Source organism: Streptomyces sp. NPDC037410 (genome assembly GCF_055602235.1).
Genome location: NZ_JBVJWR010000005.1, coordinates 301808 through 321707, shown reverse-complemented (window position 1 = coordinate 321707; position 19900 = coordinate 301808). Strand labels below are relative to the sequence as shown.

The following is a 19900-nucleotide window of genomic DNA, read 5'->3' as shown; positions in this document are numbered from 1 at the left end:
ACACGGGGGGAAGGGTACACCAAGACAAGGAACACGGCAAGCAACGATCCGTGGGAGAAAAGGAGGACGGAAAAAACCCCCCCCCCCCCGCCCCGCCCCCCCCCCTCCCCCCCCCCCCCCCTCCGCCGTACGGGGAGGTCTTCCGCGTCGTACAGGTAGGTCTTCCGCCGTACCGCGCCTCAGTCCTCGAAGGCCTCGGCGTGGCCCTTGGCCAGCAGCAGGTACATCTCGGCGTTCAGCTGGATCCCCGCCTTCTCCTCGTCGGTGAGCGGGCGGCGCACCTTGGCGGGAATGCCGGCGACCAGCGAGCCCGGCGGGATCTCCATCCCCTGCGGGACGAGCGCCTGGGCGGCGACGAGCGAGCCCGCGCCGATCCGGGCCCCGTTGAGGACCGTCGCGCCCATGCCGACGAGCACGTCGTCCTCGATCACGCAGCCGTGCACGGTCGCGTTGTGGCCGACGGTCACCCGGTCCCCGATCGAGACGGGGAAGCCGGGGTCGACGTGGACCGTGCAGTTGTCCTGGATGTTGGAGTCCTCGCCGATCGCGATCGGACCGCAGTCCGCCCGCAGCACCGCGTGGTACCAGATGCTGGCGCGGGCGCCGAGCGTGACCTCGCCGAGCACCACGGAGGTCGGGGCGGTGAAGGCGGTCGGATCGATCTGCGGCTCCTTGCCGCCGACTCCCTTGATCAACGCCTCTGTCATGGTTCGCTCCTGATCGTCGGATCCCGGGATCCGCAGCCGTCGTGTCACGCCCGGGGGTGCCCCCGTACGCACCCTATGCCGTGCTCATGACGGACATCACAGCGCACCGCAGTGATCAGGCACGACGGCTCCGACTACGGTGGCCGGGTGCCCAGGAACAGAAACACGTTCTCATCCCTCGCCGCCTGGCGGCGCAGGGTCCTCGCCCGTGCCGTGCAGGGCGGCTGGCGCTGGGTGCAGCAGGCCGGCTCCGTCACCGCCGAGCATCCCGGGAAGCTGCGGTTCCGCCGCCTCGGCGCGGGGACCCGGCTGGCCTTCCCGCAGGGCACGGTCTTCGGCGAGCCGTGGATCGAGATCGGCGAGTGCTGCATCATCGCCGAACAGGTCACGCTCACGGCCGGGATGCTGCCGGACCTCGACCTCGGGCCCGACACGGTCCTGGCCCTGGGGGACGGGGTCGTCCTCGGGCGCGGCAGCCACGTCATCGCCGACGCCAAGGTGACGATCGGCTCGGACACGTACTGCGGCCCGTACGTCTACATCACCTCGACCAACCACAGTTACGACGACCCGGACGAGCCCGTCGGCCGCCAGTGGCCCCGCTCGGCACCCGTCTCCATCGGCCCCGGCTGCTGGCTCGGCACGGGCTCGGTGATCCTCCCGGGCGCGCGCCTCGGCCGGAACGTGGTGGTCGCGGCGGGCGCGATCGTGCGGGGCGAGGTTCCCGACCACTCGGTGGTCGCGGGCGCACCGGCCAGGGTCGTCCGCAGCTGGGACCCGGAGAAGGGCTGGCAGCCGCCGATCCGTACGCCCGCCCCGGTGCCGATCCCGGAACACGTCACCCCGGAGCAGCTCGCGGCGCTGGCCGTCTGGGAGGCACAGCGCGCGGAGTCGTCCCAGTCCGTGCCGTCCTGACCGGCCGGGTGGTGACCGGCCGGGCGGTGACCGGCTAACCGGTGGCCAGGAGGACCGTGCCCACCAGGGCGAGGCCCGCGCCCGCCGCCTGCACGGCGCGGAGGCGTTCCTTGAGGACGCCGCGGGCCGCGAGGGCCGTGACGACCGGGTAGAGGCTGGCGAGGACGGCGGCGACGGTGACCGGGCCCTGCTGGGCGGCGATCGCGTACGTGCCGTTGGCGGCGACGTCCGCGAGGCCCACGAAGGCGAGCGCCGGGAGCGCGGCGCGGACGACCCCGGCGCCGCCCTCGGGAAGCGCACGGCCGCCGCGCTTCACCGAGGCGTACAGGGCTCCGCCGCCGACCAGGACGTTGGTGACGCGCTGGACGAACAGAGCGAGGAACAGGCCCGTGACGGTCGTGGACGCCTCGGCGATGAGCGTCATCACCGAACCGAAGCCGAAGGCCGCGACGAGGGTCAGCAGAACCGCCTGGCGCTGGACGGGCGCCCCGCGCAGCTCCGGTCCGCCCGCGAGCACCACGCCGAAGACCGCCACCGCGATCCCGGCGAACTGGAGCAGCCCCGGCCGGTCGCCGACGAGGAGGCCGACGGAGACGGGGACGACGACGCCGAGGGAGCCGAGCGGCGAGACCACTCCCATGGGGCCGAGCGCGAGCGCCTTGTAGAAGGCGAGCATGGCCGCGGGGCCGACGGCGCCCGCCCCGACCGCGTACCAGAGCTGGGGTCCCGCCTCGGTCCAGGCGCCGGTCGCGAGGACGATCGAGCCGAGGACGAGGACCGCGAGGGTCTGGGAGACCACGACGACGGTGAGGGCGGGGATCCGGCGGGTGAGGAGTCCGCCCCCGAAGTCGGCGAGGCCCCACAGAAGGCTGGTGGCCAGGGCGAACAGGGCGGTCATGGATCCTCGCAAGGGCGTGCGTCAGCGGCGTGCGGCAGTACAGTGCAGTGAACAATCGGGTGCACCCCACCGTAGTTCAGTCTGTTGAACTCTGTCATCCAGAATATTGGACGGAACGTGTCGGACCTCGACCAGCTCACGCAGTCGCTCGCCCGGAACCTGAAGCGCTGGCGCAAGGAGCGGGGGCTCACCCTGGACGCGCTCGCCGCCCGCGCGGGCGTCAGCCGCGGCATGATCATCCAGATCGAGCAGGCCAGGACCAATCCCAGCGTCGGCACCACCGTGAAGCTGGCCGACGCCCTCGGCATCTCCATCACGACCCTCCTCGACTACGAGCAGGGCCCCCAGGTCCGGCTCGTCCCGCCCGGCCAGGCCGTCCGGATGTGGTCCACCTCCACCGGCAGCCACACCACCCTCCTGGTCGGCACCGAGGCCCGCGGCCCCCTCGAACTCTGGTCCTGGACCCTCATGCCCGGCGACGGCAGCGCCTCCGACCCGCACCCGGAGGGCACGGTCGAGCTGCTGCACGTCACCGCGGGGACGCTCACCCTCGTCGTGGAGGGCGAGGACCACCGGCTGCCCGCCGGGACCTCCGCCGTCTTCGAGGCCAACGTCGCGCACGCCTACCGCAACGACGGCGACGAGCCGGCCGAGATGACGATGGCCGTCTCCATTCCGCCCGTACGCTGAGACGGACGCGCTTTCCCCGGGCGGCGGTTGTTAGCGTGAGGCGCATGCGCGCACCCATCGGAGACTTCGACGACGCCCGGCCCGCCCCCGACTGCCTCGACCTCCTGACCGCCCCCGTCGCCGCCGCCGTCCGTGCCTGGACGGGGCCCGTCACGGCCGACCAGGTGCTGTACGTGGACACCGACCCGGCCATCGCCGACACGGCCGTCTTCGTCGAGCACCACGGGTCCGAGCTCCTCGACGCGTCCGCGAACTGCGTGGTCGTCGCGGGCAGGCGCGGCGAGACGACCACTCTCGCCGCGTGCCTCGTGAAGTCGGCGACCCGGATCGACGTCAACGGTCTCGTCCGCAAGCACCTCGGCGCCCGCAAGGCCTCGTTCGCCCCGATGGACACCGCGACCGGCGAGACCGGCATGGAGTACGGCGGGATCACCCCCGTCGGCCTCCCGGCCGGCTGGCCCCTGCTCGTCGACGCCGCCGTCCTCGACACCGAGTGGGTCCTCATCGGCAGCGGCCGCCGCCGGGGCAAGCTCATCCTCCCCGGCAAGGCCTTCGCCCAACTCCCCGGTGCGGTCGTCCTGGAGGGCCTGGGCGTCCCCGTCGGCTGAGGACGGGACCGCGGGCCCGGACGGGCTCAGCGCCAGTCGGGCTCAGCTCCGGACGGGCTCAGCCCCAGTCGGGCTCAGCCCAGGCGGGGTATCTCGATCGCGGGGCAGCGGTCCATGATCATGTCGAGTCCCGCCTCACGGGTGCGGGCGAACGCGTCCTCGTCGATGACGTCCAGCTGGAACCAGACCGCCTTCGCGCCGATCGCGACGGCCTCGTCGGCGACGGCCCCCGCCAGCTCGCTGTTCACGAAGACGTCCACGACGTCCACCGGGAACGGGATGTCGGCCAGCGAGGCGTACCCCTGCTCGCCGTGGACCGTCTCCGCCTTCGGGTGCACCGGCACGATCCGCTTGCCGAAGCGCTGGAGGACGGCCGCCACCCCGTACGCGGCACGGGCCTGGTTCGACGAGAGGCCGACCACCGCCCAGGTGTCGCCCGTGGACGTCAGGATCCGTCGCACCGTCTCCGACGCGGAGTACGCGGCGGGGTCCGTGGTCGTGGTGTCTACGCTCATCGCTTCTGCTGCCTTTCGTCGGCGCGGCCCGTCTGCGAGTGGAACGAGCCGCGCCGGGCCGTGATTCCCGTCCGCGCCACCGCGCGGCCCTGAGATCTCCCCTAGGGAGTGCCGTGCCGATCAGGCCGGGCCCGGCGGAACGTAGGCTGGTCGGATGCAGGAGCAGTACCGCACTCTGGCCCATGAGGGCGTGCACGAGACCGAGATCAACCGCTCGCGCTTCCTCTGCGCGCTCGCGCCCGTCGCCGACGAGCGGGAGGCGCAGGAGTTCGTCGCCCGGATCCGCAGGGAGCACCCGACCGCCACCCACAACTGCTTCGCGTACGTCCTCGGCGCCGACGCCTCCGTACAGAAGGCGAGCGACGACGGGGAGCCCGGCGGCACGGCCGGCGTCCCGATGCTGCAGATGCTGCTGCGCCGCGAGATGCGGTACGTCGCCGCCGTCGTCACCCGCTACTACGGTGGCGTGAAGCTCGGCGCGGGCGGCCTGATCCGCGCGTACGGAGGGGTGGTCGGCGAGGCGCTCGACGCCCTCGGCACCGTCACCCGGCAGCGCTTCCGGCTCGCCACCGTCACCGTCGACCACCAGCGCGCCGGGAAGCTGGAGAACGATCTGCGGGCCACCGGCCGCGCCGTCCGCGAGGTGCGGTACGCCGAAGCCGTCACGATCGAGATCGGTCTCCCCGACGCGGACGTCCCCGCCTTCCGCGGCTGGCTCGCCGACGCCACGGCGGGCACGGCCGACTTCGAACTCGGCGGCGAGGCGTACGGGGACGCGTGACGGGTGACGACTGGCGCGTGACGAGTGGCGACGCGTGAGGAGCAGCGACGCCGTGAAAGGTGACCGGTGACGGGTGACGCGGCGTGATGTACGCGATGTACGCGCGCGCGTGACACCTCACACGTGACGCGCCTCACACGACGCACCCTCCGCCGTGTCCCGCCCGGGGAGCCCCTCCCATCACGCCCCCACCCACACCCCCGCTCGGGATAGCGTGGTGGGCGCACACGAACGGGAACCGGCGGCGAGGAGCGGGGCACATGCGGGGTGGGACGGCATCGTGAGGCTCCTGCACACCTCGGACTGGCACCTCGGCCGGTCCTTCCACCGCGTCGGCCTCCTCGAAGCCCAGGCCGCCTTCCTCGACCACCTCGTGGCCACCGTCCACGCGCACGACGTGGATGCCGTCCTCGTCGCCGGCGACGTCTACGACCGGGCCGTGCCCCCGCTGCCCGCGGTCGAGCTGTTCGACACCGCCCTGCACCGCCTCGCCGAGGCCGGGGTGCCCACTGTCATGATCTCGGGCAACCACGACTCCGCCCGGCGGCTCGGCGTCGGCGCCGGACTCATCGAACGCGCCGGCATCCACCTCCGTACCGACCCCGACGGCATCGGCACCCCCGTCGTCCTCGCCGACGCCCACGGCGAGGTCGCCCTCTACGGCCTGCCCTACCTGGAACCCGCGCTCGTCCGCGAGCGGCTCGGCGCCGAGAAGGCCGGCCACGAGGCCGTCCTCGCCGCCGCCATGGACCGGGTCCGCGCCGACCTCGCCCGGCGGCCCGCGGGCACCCGCTCCGTCGTCCTCGCCCACGCCTTCGTCGCGGGCGGCGCGCCGAGCGACAGCGAGCGGGACATCACGGTCGGCGGAGTCGCCGCCGTCCCCGCCGGGATCTTCGACGGCGTCGACTACGTCGCCCTCGGCCACCTCCACGGCAGCCAGACCCTCACTCCCCGCGTCCGCTACTCCGGCTCGCCGCTCGCCTACTCCTTCTCCGAGGCCGACCACCGCAAGACCATGTGGCTGATCGACCTCGGCGAGGACGGGACGATCGCCGGCGACGTACGCCTCGACTGCCCCGTCCCGCGCCCCCTCGCCCGGATCCGGGGCCGGCTCGACGACCTCCTCGCCGACCCGGCGCTCACCCCGTACGAGCAGTCCTGGGTCGAGGCCACCCTCACCGACCCCGTGCGCCCCGCCGAGCCGATGGCCCGCCTCACCGAACGCTTCCCCCACGCCCTCAACCTGGTCTTCGACCCCGAGCGGACCGGGGACGACCCGGGCGCCTCCTACGCCCAGCGGCTCCGGGACCGCAGCGACCAGCAGATCGCGGAGGACTTCGTGGCCCATGTGCGCGGCGGCGCCGCCCTCGACGGCGCCGAACGGTCCGTCCTGTACGGCGCCTTCGACGACGTCCGCGTCGACACGGCCGAGCGCGAGGTGGGCCGATGAGGCTGCACCGCCTGGAGATCACCGCGTTCGGGCCGTTCGGCACCACGCAGAAGGTCGACTTCGACGCCCTGGCCTCCGCCGGACTCTTCCTCCTCCACGGGCCGACCGGCGCCGGCAAGACCTCCGTCCTCGACGCCGTCTGCTTCGCCCTGTACGGGAGCGTGCCGGGCGTCCGCCAGAACCCCGGCACCTCCCTGCGCAGCGACCACGCGCCCGTCGGCACGTACACCGAGGTCCTCCTCGAACTGACCGTGGGGGACCGGCGCCTGGAGATCACCCGCCGCCCGGCCCAGCAGCGGCCCAAGAAACGCGGCGGCGGCTTCACCACCGAGAAGGCGCAGACCTGGCTCCGCCAGTACGACCCGGCCACCGGCGAATGGGCCGGCCTCAGCCGCTCCCACCAGGAGATCGGCGAGGAGATCACCCAGCTCGTCGGCATGAGCCGCGAGCAGTTCTGCCAGGTCGTCCTCCTCCCGCAGGGCGACTTCGCCCGCTTCCTGCGCGCCGACGCCGAGGCCCGGGGCAAGCTCCTCGGCCGCCTCTTCGACACCCGCCGCTTCGCCGCCGTCGAGGAACGCCTCGCCGAACTGCGCCGCGCCGCACAGCAGCAGGTCGAGGACGGGGACGCGCGGCTGCTCACCCTCACCCACCGCATGACCCAGGCCGCGGGCGGCCTCGACGCCGCGCGCACCCCCGTCGAGGGCCGGCCCGGCGACCCCGGGCTCGCCGAGTCCGTCCTCACCTGGGCCGCCCTCGCCCGCACCGAGGCCATCGAGGCCCTCGACATCGCGGACGTCCGCCTCACCGCGGCCGAGGCGGGGCAGGCCGCCGCGCGCGCCGCCCTCGACGCGGAGAACGACCTCGCCGCCCGGCAGGCCCGGCACGCCGACGCCCTCCGCCGCCGCGAGCGGCTCACCGAGCAGACCCCCGAGCGCGACCGCCTCCAGGACACCCTCGACCGCGGCCTCAAGGCCGACCGGGTGGCCCCCGCGCTCGGCCTGCGCCGGGACGCCGAGCGTGAGCACACCACCGCGCAGAGCGCCCGGGAGCGTGCGCTCGCCCAGCTGCCCCCCAACCTCGCCGACCACGGCGCCGAGCAGCTCTCCGCGCGCGAACACCGGCTGCGCGAGGAGCTCGGCGGGCTCGAAGCGGCCCGCCGCGCCGAGCACCGCGCCGCCGCCGTCGCCGGGGAACGCGCCGTACTGGACCGGGAGGCGCGCGCGGACGAGGACGCCCTGCGGGACGCGGCCGACTGGCTCGCGGGCTGGGAGCCGCGCCGTACGGCCCTCACCGAACGCGTCGAGGCCGCCCGCGACGCCGCCGCCCGCGCCGAACACCTCGCGGGCCGCCTGGACCCCGCCCGCCGCCGGCTCGCCGCGGCCCGCCGCCGCGACGCCCTCGCCGAGGGCACCCGGGCGGCCGAGGCGCGCCTCGCGGAGGCCCGCGAGCGGCGCAACGCGGCCCACGAGAGCTGGCTCGACGTCAAGTCCCGTCGCCTGGAGGGCATCGCCGCCGAACTCGCCGTCACCCTCACCCCGGGCGACCCCTGCCAGGTCTGCGGCTCCACCGCCCACCCGGCCCCCGCCCGTACCACCGCCGACCACGTCGACCGTGCCACGGAGGACGCCGCCTACGCGGCCTTCACCCGCGCCGAGGAGACCCGCACCGGCGCCGAACGCGAACTGGCCGTCATCCGCGAGTCCTGGTCCGCCGCACGTACGGAGGTCCAGGCAGGGCCCGAGTCGCCGGAGCCCACCGTCGCCGAACTCGCCACCGAGGCAGACGAGTTGGCCCGGCTGCACGCCGAGGCGCACGCCCTCGCCGGGCAGACGCACAGCGCGCGGGAGGCGCTCGCGCGGGCCGAGCGGGAGTACGAGGAGCGGGTGGGCGCCCAGCGGGAGGCCGAGCGGCGGGTCGCCGCGCGGACCTCACGGCGCGAGGCCCTGGAGCGGGAGCAGTCCGCGCTCGACGAGGAACTCGCCCGGGGACGCGGCGCGTTCGCCGGCGTGGCCGAACACGCCGCCCTCCTCGAGCGCCGGATCGCGCTCCTGGCCGACGCCGCCGGAACCGTACACACCGCCGAACTCGCCGCCCAGCGCCTCAAGGAGGCCGACGACCGGCTCGCCGACGCCGCCTACCGCGCGGGCTTCACCACCCCGGCCGAGGCCGCCGGCGCGCTCCTCGACGAGCGCGAGCGCCGTGACCTCCAGCAGCGCGTCGACGCCTGGCGGGCGGAGGCCGCCGCCGTCGCGGACCGGCTCGCCGAGCCCGGCACGGCCGAGGCGGCCGCCCTGCCGCCCGCCGACCCCGCCGGCGCGGCGGCCGCGCACACGGCGGCCGAACGCGCCCTCCGCGAGGCCGACTCCGCGCTCGCCGCCGCCCGCGAGCGGGCCACCGGCCTCGCCGGACTCTCCCGGCAGGCCGCCACCGAGGTCCGCCGACTGGGCCCGCTGCGTGAGGAGTACGACCGGGTGGCCCGGCTCGCCGCCCTCACCGCCGGCACCTCCGCGGAGAACGAGCGCCGGATGCGCCTGGAGTCGTACGTGCTCGCCGCCCGGCTCGAACAGGTCGCGGCGGCCGCGAGCGCCCGCCTCCAGCGCATGTCCTCGGGCCGCTACACCCTGGTCCACTCCGACGCGCGCTCCGGCGGCAAGCGGTCCGGCCTCGGACTGCACGTCGTCGACGCCTGGACCGGAAACGCACGCGACACGGCCACGCTCTCCGGCGGCGAGACCTTCTTCGCCTCCCTCGCGCTCGCCCTCGGCCTCGCCGACGTCGTCACCGACGAGGCCGGCGGGGTCAGGCTCGACACCCTCTTCATCGACGAGGGCTTCGGCAGCCTCGACGAGCAGACGCTCGACGAGGTCCTCGACGTCCTGGACTCGCTGCGCGAACGGGACCGCAGCGTCGGCATCGTCAGCCACGTCGGCGACCTGCGCCGCCGGATCCCCGCCCAGCTGGAGGTCGTCAAGGCCCGGCAGGGCTCGGCCGTGCGGCTGCGGACCGGCGCGGACGCGCTCAGCGGCTGAGGGGACGCCGGGGCAGCGGCGAGGAGTAGACGACGCTCGTGGTCACCGCGCCGAGCGTGGCGATCTTCCCGCTGATCCCCTCCAGGTGCTTCATGGAGCGGGCGGCGACCTTGAGGACGAAGCAGTCGTCGCCGGTGACGTGGTGCGCTTCGAGGACCTCGGGCGTGGTGTCGAGCAGGTCGTGGAACGGCTTGTAGTTGCCGTGCGGGTAGCGCAGTCGTACGAAGGCGAGGATGGGCAGGCCGAGGCGGTCCTGGTCGACGATCGCCGTGTACCCGGTGATCACCCCGGCGTCCTCGAGGCGCCGCACCCGCTCGGTCACCGCGGACGGCGACATCGACACGGCACGGGCGAGCTCGGCGAAGCTGGCGCGGCCCTCGGCCTGGAGCGCTTCGAGGATGCGCCAGTCGGTGGCGTCGGGTGCGTAATCGGTGCTCATGGGAGAGAGCCTGCGGGGGAATCCCCGGCCGATCAAGCGATCGACCGGGGATTCTCGCCAGCGGAGACGCCGGGGCCGGGATATCGGATCCAGCATTCGGATCTGGGACATCGGATACGGGATCCCGGATATTGGATCCGAATCCTGGATCCTGGATCCTGGATCCTGGATCCTGGATCCTGGATCCTGGATCCTGGATCCTGGATCCTGGATCCTGGATCCAGAGATCTCAGAGGCGGGAGATCTCGTCCACCAGGTCGTCCAGGCCCAGCGGGCCCAGGGAGAGGGCCGCCATGTGCCAGGCCTTCGCGTCGAACGCCTCGCCGTGCGCGGCCCGCGCGTTGGCGCGGCCGAGCAGCCAGGCGCGCTCGCCCAGCTTGTAGCCGATCGCCTGGCCCGGCATCGACAGATAGCGGGTCATCTCGCTCTCCACGAAGGACGGCGGGCGGCTGCTGTGCAGCTGGAAGAACTCCTGCGCGAGCTCCGGCGTCCACCGCTCGCCCGGGTGGAAGGGCGACTCCGCGGGGATCTCCAGGCCGAGGTGCATGCCGATGTCCACGATCACCCGGCACGCGCGCATCATCTGCCCGTCGAGGTAGCCGAGGCGCCGCTCCGCGTCGGGCAGGAAGCCGAGCTCGTCCATCAGGCGCTCCGCGTACAGCGCCCAGCCCTCCGAGTTCGCGCTGACCTTCCCGATGGTCGCCTGGTAGCGGGAGAGCCGGTCGGCGACGTGCACCCACTGCGCGAGCTGCAGGTGGTGGCCGGGCACGCCCTCGTGGTACCAGGTCGACACCAGGTCGTACACGGGGAAGCGGGTCGTGCCGTCCACGGGCAGCCAGGTGCGGCCGGGGCGCGAGAAGTCCTCGGACGGGCCCGTGTAGTACGGCGCGGCGGCGCCGCCGGGCGGGGCGATCCGCGACTCCACCCGCCGTACCCGCTCGGCGAGTTCGAAGTGGCGGCCGTCGAGCGCCTCGATGGCCTGGTCCATCAGCTCCTGGAGCCAGACCCGTACCTCCTCCACGCCCTCGATGTGGGTGCCGTGCTCGTCGAGGTGGGCGAGGGCCTCCCAGGGGCCCGCGCCCGGCAGGATCCGCTCGGCCTCGGTCCGCATCTCGCCGAGGAGCCGGTGGTACTCGGTCCAGCCGTACGCGTACGCCTGGTCGAGGTCCAGGTCGGTGCCGTTGAAGAAGCGGGTCCAGCGCTGGTAGCGCTCGCGGCCCACCGTGTTCGGCGCGTCGGCGACGGCCGGCGCGTACACGTCGCGCATCCAGTCCCGCAGTGCCCCGACGGCGGCGGTGGCGCCCTTCGCGGCCGTCGCGAGCGAGGCCCGCAGCTCCTCGGGGAGCGTGGCGGGGCCTGCGGCCGCGAACTCCTCGAACCAGCCCGGCTTCCCGTCCTCCCCGCCCGCCCACTCGGTGAGCTGCTCGACGAAGGTGGCTGTGGGGCGCGGCCCGCCGTGGAGCTTGCGCTCCAGGCCGAGCGCGAGCGCGGCGCGGTAGCCGTCGAGCGCGGCCGGGACCGCGCGCAGCCGGGCGGCGACCGCCTCCCAGTCCTCCTCGGTCTCCGTCGGCATGACGGTGAAGACGATGCGGACGCTGTGCGCGGGCGAGCGCATGTTGCTGACGGTGCAGAGGTTCTCCTCGGCCTCGTGCATGGCCAGTTCCGCCGTCAGGCGCTCCCGCAGGAGCCGCGCGCAGCGCCGCTCGGCGTCGCTGTCCGCGCCCGGCGCCCGCTCCGCCTCGTCGAGCCGTGCGAGCGTGCGGCGGGCGAGGTCGGCCACCGCACGCTGGCCGGCGGGCGAGAAGTCCGGCAGCCGTCCGGCGCTCTCCTTGACTCCCAGGTACGTACCGGTGATCGGGTCGAGGGCGATGAGTGCGTCGACGTGGTCGTCGGCGACCTGGCGGGGCAGCGGGCTGCTGGAAGTGTCTGGCATGGGGGTCATCCTGGCGCCTCCGGCGGGCCCGCGTCACCCTCGTCCGGCCTCAGTCGGCTGACAAGGAGGGGCCCGCGGAGGGCGGCAGGAGCGGGCCGCATTCCCACTGCTGGAAGATCAGCCGGGTCTCGACGCGGGCCACCTCGCGGCGCGAGGTGAACTCGTCGAGGACGAGACGCTGCAGGTCGGCGGGGTCCGCCACGGCCACGTGCACCAGGTAGTCGTCGGGTCCCGTGAGGTGGAAGAGCGCCCGGGACTCGGGGAGGGCCCGGATCCGGTCGACGAACGGACCGATCAGTTCACGCCGATGAGGGCGGACCTGGACCAGAAGCAGTGCTTCGAGACCGCGCCCGAGTTTGGCCGGATCCAGTCGTAGCTGGTGTCCGAGGATCACCCCGGTGCGGCGCAGCCGGGCCACCCGGTCGAGGCAGGTGGAGGGTGCGACTCCGACCTCGGCGGCGAGTTCGCGGTACGTGCTCCGGGCGTCGTTCTGCAGGAGGCGAAGAATGTGCAGATCGACCGCGTCCAGTACGACAGAATCAGCCATCTGGCGAACGTAGCACGGTGATTTCCCGCTACTTCCCGGTATCCGTTCACAGTGCCGCCATGGACGCCATGGATCACGGCCTCTCGGTCATCCCGAGGGCCCTTGCCACCGAAGCCGTGCACGCCGGCTGCGAAGACCTCGCCGGACTCGGCCTGCACGCCCCGCCGCTCGACCTGTCCACCACCTACCCGTCGTACGACGCGCGGGCCGAGGCCGCCCGCATCGACGAGTTCGCCACCACCGGCGCCCGGCTCGACGGGCCGCCGGTCTACGCCCGGCTCGACAACCCGACCGTCGCCCGCTTCGAGGAGGCCCTCGCCCGACTGGAGGGCGCCGAGGCCGCCGTCGCCTTCGCCAGCGGCATGGCCGCCCTCACCGCCGTACTCCTGGCGCGGGCGAGCCAGGGCCTGCGTCACGTCGTCGCGGTCCGCCCGCTGTACGGCTGCAGCGACCACCTCCTCGACGCCGGACTGCTCGGCACCGAGGTGACCTGGACCGACCCGGCGGGCGTCGCCGACGCGATCCGCCCCGACACCGGCCTCGTCATGGTCGAGTCGCCCGCGAACCCGACGCTCGCCGAGGCCGACATCCGGGCCCTCGCCCACTCCTGCGGCTCCGTCCCGCTGCTCGTCGACAACACCTTCGCCACGCCGGTGCTCCAGCGCCCCGTCGAGCAGGGCGCGCGCATCGTGCTGCACAGCGCCACCAAGTACCTCGGCGGCCACGGCGACGTCATGGGCGGGGTCGTCGCCTGCGACGAGGAGTTCGCCCGTACGCTCCGGCAGATCCGCTTCGCCACCGGCGGGGTGCTCCACCCGCTCGCCGGATATCTGCTGCTGCGCGGTCTGTCCACCCTCCCGGTACGGGTCAGGGCGGCGTCCTCGACGGCCGCGGAGCTGGTCCGGCGCCTCGCCACCGACCCCCGGATCGCCCGCGTCCACTACCCGCGGATCGGCGGCGCGATGATCGCCTTCGAGGTGTACGGGGACCCGCACGACGTGATCGCCGGGGTACGGCTCATCACCCCGGCGGTCAGTCTCGGCAGCGTCGACACCCTCATCCAGCACCCGGCCTCCATCAGCCACCGGATCGTGGCCGAGGGAGACCGGCGCTCGGCGGGCGTCAGCGACCGGCTGCTGCGGATGTCGGTCGGCCTTGAGGACGTCGAGGACCTGTGGCGCGACCTGACCCAGGCGCTGAGCGCTCCGCCGGCCGGGTCGGTCAGCGCTCCGCCGGTCGGGTCCCTTCGCGTGGCTGCTCCTGCTGAGTCCGGGCGGCCGGTCGCGCTGCCGAGGCCAGCCGCGCTGTGATCACCAGGGTGCCCTCCTCGATCTGGTAGTCGAGGGGGAGGTGCAGCGCCCGCATCGCGGCGACCATCCCCGTGTTGGAGGACTGCGTCACGGCGTACACGCTGTCGCAGCCGGTCTCCTCGGCCATGGCCACCAGCCGGCCGAGGAGCTCGGAGCCGATGCCGCGGCGCTGCCAGTCGTCCTCGACGAGGAGGGCGACCTCCGTCTCGTCGCCGTCCCACAACAGGTGGCCGAGGGCGACGAGGCGGCCGGAGGCCGTCTGCACGGCGAGGGTGCGGCCGAAGCGGGGGCTCAGCAGGTGGTCGAGGTAGCGGTCGGCGTCGCCGACCGGGCCGTGGTAGCGCAGCCCCAGGGTGCGGGCCGAGCAGCGGTCGTGCATGGCGCGCGCGGCGTCCAGGTCGCGCTGGTCGGCGCGGCGGACCGTGATCTCGTTGCCCTCCGGCAGGGTCAGCACGTCCCGGCTGCGCGGGACGCGGGGGCCGAGGCGGGCGTCGAGCTCGACGAGGGCGCGGGCCCGGGCGAACTCGGTCGGGGTGAAGGGCAGATAGGGACGCTCGATGATGAGGGTGCCGCCGTGCGGGTCGCGCAGCCGCATCACGGCCTCCTCCAGGACCCCTTCGACCGGGGCCTGTTCGCCGGTGGGGCGGCCGGTGAGCGAGACGGCCGGCACGGAGTGGAGGGTGCAGCGGCCGAGGAGCTGGCGCAGCGCGAGCGGCAGTTCGGCCGCGTCGAGTGCGGTGCGGGTGGCCAGGCCGAGGACCCGGGTCGGCGTGTCCACCAGGTCGTGGGCGTCGGCCCGCTCCGTCCAGGTGTCACGGCCGCCGGCCGCCGCCGTCTCACGGGCGAGGGCCTGCGCGGAGAGCCCGACGGGGGCGCGCAGCAGGAACTCGTCGACCGTGCCGTCGCCGAGCGGATGCGTCTGGAGGGTGAGGATGTCCACACCGTGGCGGGCGAGGACCGTGCAGAGCGCGGCGAGGCTGCCCGGAGTGTCCGCGACGGTGGTCCGCATCCGCCACAGCGCCGTCTCGGCCGGGGCCCCGGACTCGTCCCCCCTCTCGCTCCGCTCGGGTCCGGCCGCCGCCGGAAGGCCGGCGGAGGGGAGCCCGCCCGTGTCACCGGCGGGCGGGGCATGGCTGGCATGACTGTGCCTCCGCGCCCACCAGGTGTGGAAGGCGGCGGTGGCGACCAGCGCGATCGCCGAGAAGACCAGGAGGTAGGGGCCGTCGTGGCCCTTGAGCACGGTCTTGGCGATCGTGTCGGCCACCACCACGGCGGTGAACACGGCGGCGAGCTCGATCAGGTCGTGCCGCCAGCGGTGCGGACGGCGGGCGCTCTTCGAAGACGTCACATCGGTCATGGCTTCACTGTGACCCAGCGGTGTTGCGTGATCACGAACGCTTTGTGACTGACGGGTTAAGCGCCGATCTGGCGGATTAAGAACCGATACAGACCGTTTCTGTCGGCGACTGATCGGCCCCCTGATGGAGTGCGCCCAGCAGCCGCTTGGCCTGCACCACCAGCTGCGAGGAACCCCGTTCCGAGGCGAGCGCGCCGAGCCCGGAGACCTCGCCCCCGGTCCCGCACCGCTCCACGCAGTCGGCGGCGACCGCGAGGACCTCGCCGAGCCCCCGTACCGGCTTCGCCGCGGCGAGCAGCTCCGGAAGCATCGCCGCGAGCACCGCCCAGACCGTCCCGTACGCGCCCGTGGCGGCTGCCGTGCGGGCCGCGTCCGCCAGCCGGTTCGGCTTCACCGAGCCCTCCGCGACCAGCCATGCCAGCTCCGCACCGAGCCCCCGGGCGTCCAGCTCGCCCCGCGCCGCCAGGACGAGCACGGCGTCCACCGCGCGCAGCCGGTCGTCCGCGTCCATGGAGCCCAGACCGCAGGCAAGCGCCAGCAGGACCGCCCGGCCGACCGGGCCTTCGGCCTCGACCAGCGCGGTCAGCGGCTCCGTCGTGCCGCGCGAGTCCCCCTCGGTGCTGCTCGTCAGCGTCGGCAGGAGGCAGGCAGCGAACACCTCGCGGTCGGCGGGCAGCACCGTCGACCAGTGCGCGCGGTCCTCCACCCAGTGGGTGCAGCGGCGTGCAGTCGCCTCCAGGCCGCCACCGAGCCACTCGAAGGCGGGCGGGAACTCCGCCCGCACGGCAGGGTGCTCGTCGATCCCGACGACGAGGCGGTCGGCCAGCCGCACCCTCCGCAACGTCCTGCCCTCGTCCCGCTGGAGGAACCGCACGGCAGCCCCGAAGGGCCCCGCACCGGGGACGGCACGGCTGTCGGTCGCGCTCGGGACCGGCTCGTCGGCTGTCGTGGTCTGGACGGCTCTCGCGGCGGTCGCCTCCCCGCGCAGCCAGGCGGCGAGCCGGCGGCCCGGCTCGGTGCCGAGCGCCGCGGCCTCCTCGGCCGCCCGCGCCGCCGACGGATCGGCCCGCAGTACCCGGACCAGGGCCTGCGCGAGATCGGCCGGAGCGGGCTCCACGCCCGCGTCCCGGTACTCCCGCAGCCGTTCCACCAGGACCAGCGGGTCGATCGCCCCCGTGTGCCAGGTCGGCGTGGCGAGCAGGAACGGCAGCGCGTCCGAGCCGACGAGGCCGGCGGCCTCCCACAGCCGGGCGTCGAGGACCCCCGACAGCGCCTCGTGGAGACAGGCGTCCGAACCGTGCCCCCGGGCGGCCCGGCGGGCATCGACGAGCGCCGGGTTCAGGACCCCGAGCAGCCCCGCGAGCACCACATGGATCCCATGGGTCTCCTGCGTGAAGTAGTGCGGCTCCTGCTCCCAACGCCGCCGGGGGAAGGCCTCCCGCACCGCCTCCGCCACGGCCGCCCGGTCCCGGTGCGCGTGCCGCACAAGGCCGTCGAGCGCCCGCTCGAACGCCGCGGGCTCCTCCGGCAGGCGCCTCACCACCAGCTGCGCCCTCAGCTCCTCGACCGTCGTCGCCGGAGGCGCGAGCCGCTGCGGCTCCGGAACCGGCGGCAGGATCTCCTCGTACGGAAGCCGCGCCTCCCGCTCCAGGTCCGCGCCGAACAACTCCTCGGCGGCCTTCCGGTGCGTCGGGCCCAGGAGACCGGCGGCCCCGGCCAGCTCGCGCCGCACCTCGGCGTCCACGGCCGGCAGATGGCGGCCGACCAGCTTGAGGGCCCGCTCCTGCACGTCGGTGTCCTCGCTCGCGAAGGCCTCCGTCACGGCGGGCAGCAGCTCCCCGGCCGCGCCCGGCTCCCGCGCCAGCACCTTGCCGACCAGCGCCAACTGGGCCCGTACCAGCTTCTTCTCGGTACGGAAGAGAACGCCCGCTGTCATCTCGGCGAGCGCCCCGACCGGCAGCGTCCCCGCCGAGGCCAGCTCCGTCAGGACGTCCTGCGCATAGCCGGCGACCAGCGACGGGGCGTCGGACGCGATCCCGACCAAGGCCGGGATCCGCTGCCGCAGCTCCTCCGCGTCCGGTGCGAGCAGCCGCACCATCTCCAGCGGCAGGCGCAGGTTCCGGAGGGGGCCGCCGCGCAGCAGCCGCCCCACGCACACGTCCAGGACCCGCGCCCGGTCCAGGACCCCCTCCTCGACGAGCGTCCGCAGGGCGAAGGGCCAGTAACGCTCCGGCCGGCGGCCGAGGGACCGGGCCAGCCGCTCGGGCGGCTCGGCCATCGCGAGGGCGTGCGCCACCAGGACCGGCGTCTGCGGGTCCTCCCGGAGCCGCTCCACGAGCCGGTCGTCGGTCATGTGCCAGGTCCAGCCGGTGACGTAGCCGTCGGTCGGCGGCACCGTGTACCCGGAGCGGACCACGAGCCCGTGGAGCAGCGGATAGCTGTTCTCCGCCACCGTCCGGCGCCCGGCCAGACGCCCCGCCAGGTCCGCCGCCCACTCCGGATCCCGGTCGCGGAGCACTTCGAGGGCCAGGACCTCGTCCTCCTCCCGGACCAGCAGGTCGCGCGCGCCGAGCCAGCTCGCGGCCGCCGCGGCCGTCGGGTGACAGCCGGCCCCCGCCACGTACAGCGCGCTGCGGATCCGATGCGGGTGGTACGGCGGCGTCGCCCACTTCCCCGCACGCACCTCCGCGCGCAACTCCGTGAGCCGAGCGAGCGCCGCCTTGCGGGCCGCGGCGTCCAGCGGCTCCAGGAGCCCCGGCACCGAGGCGGTCTCCCCGTCGCGCACCGCCGCGAGCAGCTCCTCGACGCGGGCGTCCTCCCGCCCACCATGCCGGACGCCGCCGCCCGTACGGGCCGTCACGCCCTCAGCCGCGCGGCCGCGAGTGCCGTCGTCGCCCGCACCGGCCGCCCTGCCGTCACCCGTACCAGCCACCACGTCGTCAGCCCCCGTTCCCGGTCCCCACCGGATCGAGCGACCCGGTACGGATCGCGTCACGGGAACGACGCTACGACCCCGCACTGACAATCAGCGGCGGCCGCCCCGACCAGCGGTCACTGCCCGACCTGCCCCGGCTGCAGCACCTTGCTGAACAGCACCGTGCCGCCCTCGGCCCGCAGCCGTACCGTCAGTTCCCCGCTGTGGCCGTCGATGTCGACCTCGCCGAAGTACTGCGGGCTCTCCATCGGCGACAGGTTCGCCCGCTCCGGCGCCCGCACGAACACCCGCTCCGGACCGAAGGTCGCGTCCAGCGCGTTCGCCGGGAACCCGCCCGCAGCCAGCGGCCCGGACACGAATTCCCAGAAGGGCGCGAAGTCCTGGAAGGCCGCCCGCTGCGGCGCGTAGTGCTGCGCCGAGGTGTAGTGGACGTCCGCCGTCAGCCACACCGTGCCGGTGATCCGCCGGTGCTTCACGAACCGCAGCAGGTCCGCGATCTGCAGCTCCCGGCCCAGCGGCGCGCCCGGGTCGCCCTGGGCGATCGCCTCGAAGTTCGCCGCGCCGTCCGGGACGACCAGACCGATCGGCATGTCCGCCGCGAGCACCTTCCACACCGCACGGGACGCGGCCAGTTCCCGCTTGAGCCAGGCGAGCTGCTCGGCACCCAGGATGCCGGTGGTGTCGTCGGCCTGCCGGCCCGGCGAGTTGGCGTTCCGGTACGAGCGCATGTCGAGCACGAACACGTCCAGCAGCGGCCCGTACCGCACCACCCGGTGCACCCGCCGCTCGCGCCCCTCACCGCGCGCGTGGAGCGTGGAGACCGGGAAGTACTCGCCGAACGCCCGCGAGGCGCGCGCCGCGAGCACGTCCACGTCCTTCTCCGTGTAGCGGGCGTCGTCCAGGATCTGCCCCGGGTACCAGTTGTTCCGCACCTCGTGGTCGTCCCACTGCACCACCGACGGCACCTGCGCGTTGAAGGCCCGGACGTTGTGGTCGAGGAGGTTGTAGCGGAAGTTCCCCCGGTACTCGTCGAGGGTCTCCGCGACCTTGGACTTCTCCGGCGTCGTGACGTTCCGCCAGACCCGTCCGTCCGGCAGGGTCACGCTCGGCTGGATGACCCCGTCGGCGTAGATCGTGTCGCCGCTGCACAGGAAGAAGTCGGGGTCGAGGCGGCGCATCTCCTCGTACGCGCGGAAGCCCCCGATGTCCGGGTTGATGCCCCAGCCCTGCCCCGCGATGTCCCCGGACCACAGGAAGCGGACCCCGTCCCGGCGCCGGTCCGGGGCCGTGCGGAACGTACCGAGGACCGGCTCGCCCGCCCGGCGCGGGTCGTCCGGGTCGACGAGGGTGACGCGGTAGTGGACCTGCTCGCCCGCCGGCAGCCCGCGCAGGGCGGTCGTGCCGGTGAAGTCCGTGTCCGCGCCGATCAGCGGCCCGAGGTGGCGGCGCGCGTGTCGGAAGGATTCGGTCGCCGAGGTCTCCACGAGCATCCGCGCCGGCCGGTCCGAACGCACCCACACCAGACCGGAGGAGGCCGTGACGTCACCGGCCTGCACACCCCACTCGGCCCGGGGCCGGCCCGAGAGCGCGAACGCCGGGGCGGCGAAGCCGGTGCCGCCGAGGGTGAGCGCCGCCGACGCGGCGAGCGAGCCGCGCAGGATGCTCCGCCGGGCGGGGGTGTGGGCGGGGGCGGGGGAGGAGGCGGACGGGGGAAGGGACATGAAAGGACCTCCGGGGTCGGTCGTTCCGGTCACGAGCGGTGCGCCGGCCCGTACTTGACGGCCCG

At 74.3% G+C, this 19900-nt stretch carries 16 protein-coding genes; 7 read left to right on the top strand and 9 right to left on the bottom strand.

What is annotated here, in order from left to right:
• Positions 1 to 179: 179 nt before the first annotated feature.
• Positions 180 to 707, bottom strand: coding sequence for a gamma carbonic anhydrase family protein (locus ACZ7HT_RS10945; protein ID WP_471162858.1), 528 nt, complete (start codon positions 705 to 707; stop codon positions 180 to 182).
• A 147-nt stretch (positions 708 to 854) separates the two neighbouring features.
• Between ACZ7HT_RS10945 and ACZ7HT_RS10940 the strand changes: the two genes are divergently transcribed.
• Positions 855 to 1622 carry an acyltransferase gene (locus ACZ7HT_RS10940; RefSeq protein ID WP_471162855.1) on the top strand — a complete coding sequence of 256 codons (768 nt, stop codon included), beginning with the start codon at positions 855 to 857 and terminating at the stop codon, positions 1620 to 1622.
• Positions 1623 to 1656: 34 nt separating this feature from the next.
• On the opposite strand, the gene ACZ7HT_RS10935 is transcribed toward ACZ7HT_RS10940, so the two are convergent.
• Positions 1657 to 2520: an EamA family transporter gene (locus ACZ7HT_RS10935; protein WP_471162852.1), complete on the bottom strand. Its 864-nt coding sequence runs from the start codon at positions 2518 to 2520 to the stop codon at positions 1657 to 1659.
• Positions 2521 to 2637: 117 nt separating this feature from the next.
• Between ACZ7HT_RS10935 and ACZ7HT_RS10930 the strand changes: the two genes are divergently transcribed.
• Positions 2638 to 3210, top strand: coding sequence for a helix-turn-helix domain-containing protein (locus ACZ7HT_RS10930; protein WP_471162850.1), 573 nt, complete (start codon positions 2638 to 2640; stop codon positions 3208 to 3210).
• Positions 3211 to 3254: 44 nt separating this feature from the next.
• On the top strand, positions 3255 to 3818 hold the full coding sequence (locus ACZ7HT_RS10925; protein ID WP_471162848.1) for a YbaK/EbsC family protein: 564 nt from the start codon (positions 3255 to 3257) through the stop codon (positions 3816 to 3818).
• A gap of 74 nt (positions 3819 to 3892) precedes the next feature.
• Here the strand turns inward: ACZ7HT_RS10925 and ACZ7HT_RS10920 are convergent, their stop codons facing one another.
• Entirely contained in the window at positions 3893 to 4333 is a 441-nt protein-coding gene (locus ACZ7HT_RS10920; RefSeq protein ID WP_471162845.1) for a CoA-binding protein, read from the bottom strand.
• 154 nt (positions 4334 to 4487) lie between these two features.
• On the opposite strand from ACZ7HT_RS10920, the gene ACZ7HT_RS10915 reads away from it, so the two are divergent.
• From ACZ7HT_RS10915 to ACZ7HT_RS10905, 3 genes are all read left to right on the top strand, one after another.
• Positions 4488 to 5114 (top strand): YigZ family protein, encoded by a 627-nt coding sequence (locus ACZ7HT_RS10915; RefSeq protein ID WP_471162842.1) that lies wholly within the window; start codon positions 4488 to 4490, stop codon positions 5112 to 5114.
• 280 nt (positions 5115 to 5394) lie between these two features.
• Positions 5395 to 6564, top strand: coding sequence for an exonuclease SbcCD subunit D (locus tag ACZ7HT_RS10910; RefSeq protein WP_471162839.1), 1170 nt, complete (start codon positions 5395 to 5397; stop codon positions 6562 to 6564).
• Positions 6561 to 9593 (top strand): AAA family ATPase, encoded by a 3033-nt coding sequence (locus ACZ7HT_RS10905; RefSeq protein ID WP_471162836.1) that lies wholly within the window; start codon positions 6561 to 6563, stop codon positions 9591 to 9593. The genes ACZ7HT_RS10910 and ACZ7HT_RS10905 overlap by 4 nt, the downstream gene beginning before the upstream one ends.
• On the opposite strand, the gene ACZ7HT_RS10900 is transcribed toward ACZ7HT_RS10905, so the two are convergent.
• From ACZ7HT_RS10900 to ACZ7HT_RS10890, 3 genes are all read right to left on the bottom strand, one after another.
• Complete coding sequence (locus tag ACZ7HT_RS10900; RefSeq protein ID WP_471162834.1) at positions 9583 to 10032, bottom strand: Lrp/AsnC family transcriptional regulator; 450 nt, start codon at positions 10030 to 10032, stop codon at positions 9583 to 9585. The two genes, ACZ7HT_RS10905 and ACZ7HT_RS10900, sit on opposite strands and share 11 nt — an antisense overlap.
• Before the next feature lie 229 nt (positions 10033 to 10261).
• Complete coding sequence (locus ACZ7HT_RS10895) at positions 10262 to 11965, bottom strand: DUF885 domain-containing protein (protein WP_471162831.1); 1704 nt, start codon at positions 11963 to 11965, stop codon at positions 10262 to 10264.
• Between the two features lie 49 nt (positions 11966 to 12014).
• Positions 12015 to 12512, bottom strand: coding sequence for an Lrp/AsnC family transcriptional regulator (locus ACZ7HT_RS10890; RefSeq protein WP_471162828.1), 498 nt, complete (start codon positions 12510 to 12512; stop codon positions 12015 to 12017).
• Positions 12513 to 12571: 59 nt separating this feature from the next.
• Between ACZ7HT_RS10890 and ACZ7HT_RS10885 the strand changes: the two genes are divergently transcribed.
• On the top strand, positions 12572 to 13822 hold the full coding sequence (locus ACZ7HT_RS10885; RefSeq protein WP_471162825.1) for a trans-sulfuration enzyme family protein: 1251 nt from the start codon (positions 12572 to 12574) through the stop codon (positions 13820 to 13822).
• Here ACZ7HT_RS10885 and ACZ7HT_RS10880 read toward each other — a convergent pair.
• The 3 genes from ACZ7HT_RS10880 to ACZ7HT_RS10870 all read right to left on the bottom strand — a co-directional run bounded on the left by ACZ7HT_RS10880 (position 13734) and on the right by ACZ7HT_RS10870 (position 19835).
• Complete coding sequence (locus tag ACZ7HT_RS10880; RefSeq protein WP_471162822.1) at positions 13734 to 15179, bottom strand: GNAT family N-acetyltransferase; 1446 nt, start codon at positions 15177 to 15179, stop codon at positions 13734 to 13736. The genes ACZ7HT_RS10885 and ACZ7HT_RS10880 overlap by 89 nt on opposite strands.
• 76 nt (positions 15180 to 15255) lie before the next feature.
• A complete protein-coding gene (locus ACZ7HT_RS10875; protein ID WP_471162819.1) occupies positions 15256 to 18114 on the bottom strand; it encodes a DUF7824 domain-containing protein in 2859 nt (952 codons plus the stop codon).
• A gap of 116 nt (positions 18115 to 18230) precedes the next feature.
• Positions 18231 to 19835: an alkaline phosphatase D family protein gene (locus ACZ7HT_RS10870; RefSeq protein WP_471162816.1), complete on the bottom strand. Its 1605-nt coding sequence runs from the start codon at positions 19833 to 19835 to the stop codon at positions 18231 to 18233.
• Positions 19836 to 19900 lie beyond the last annotated feature (65 nt).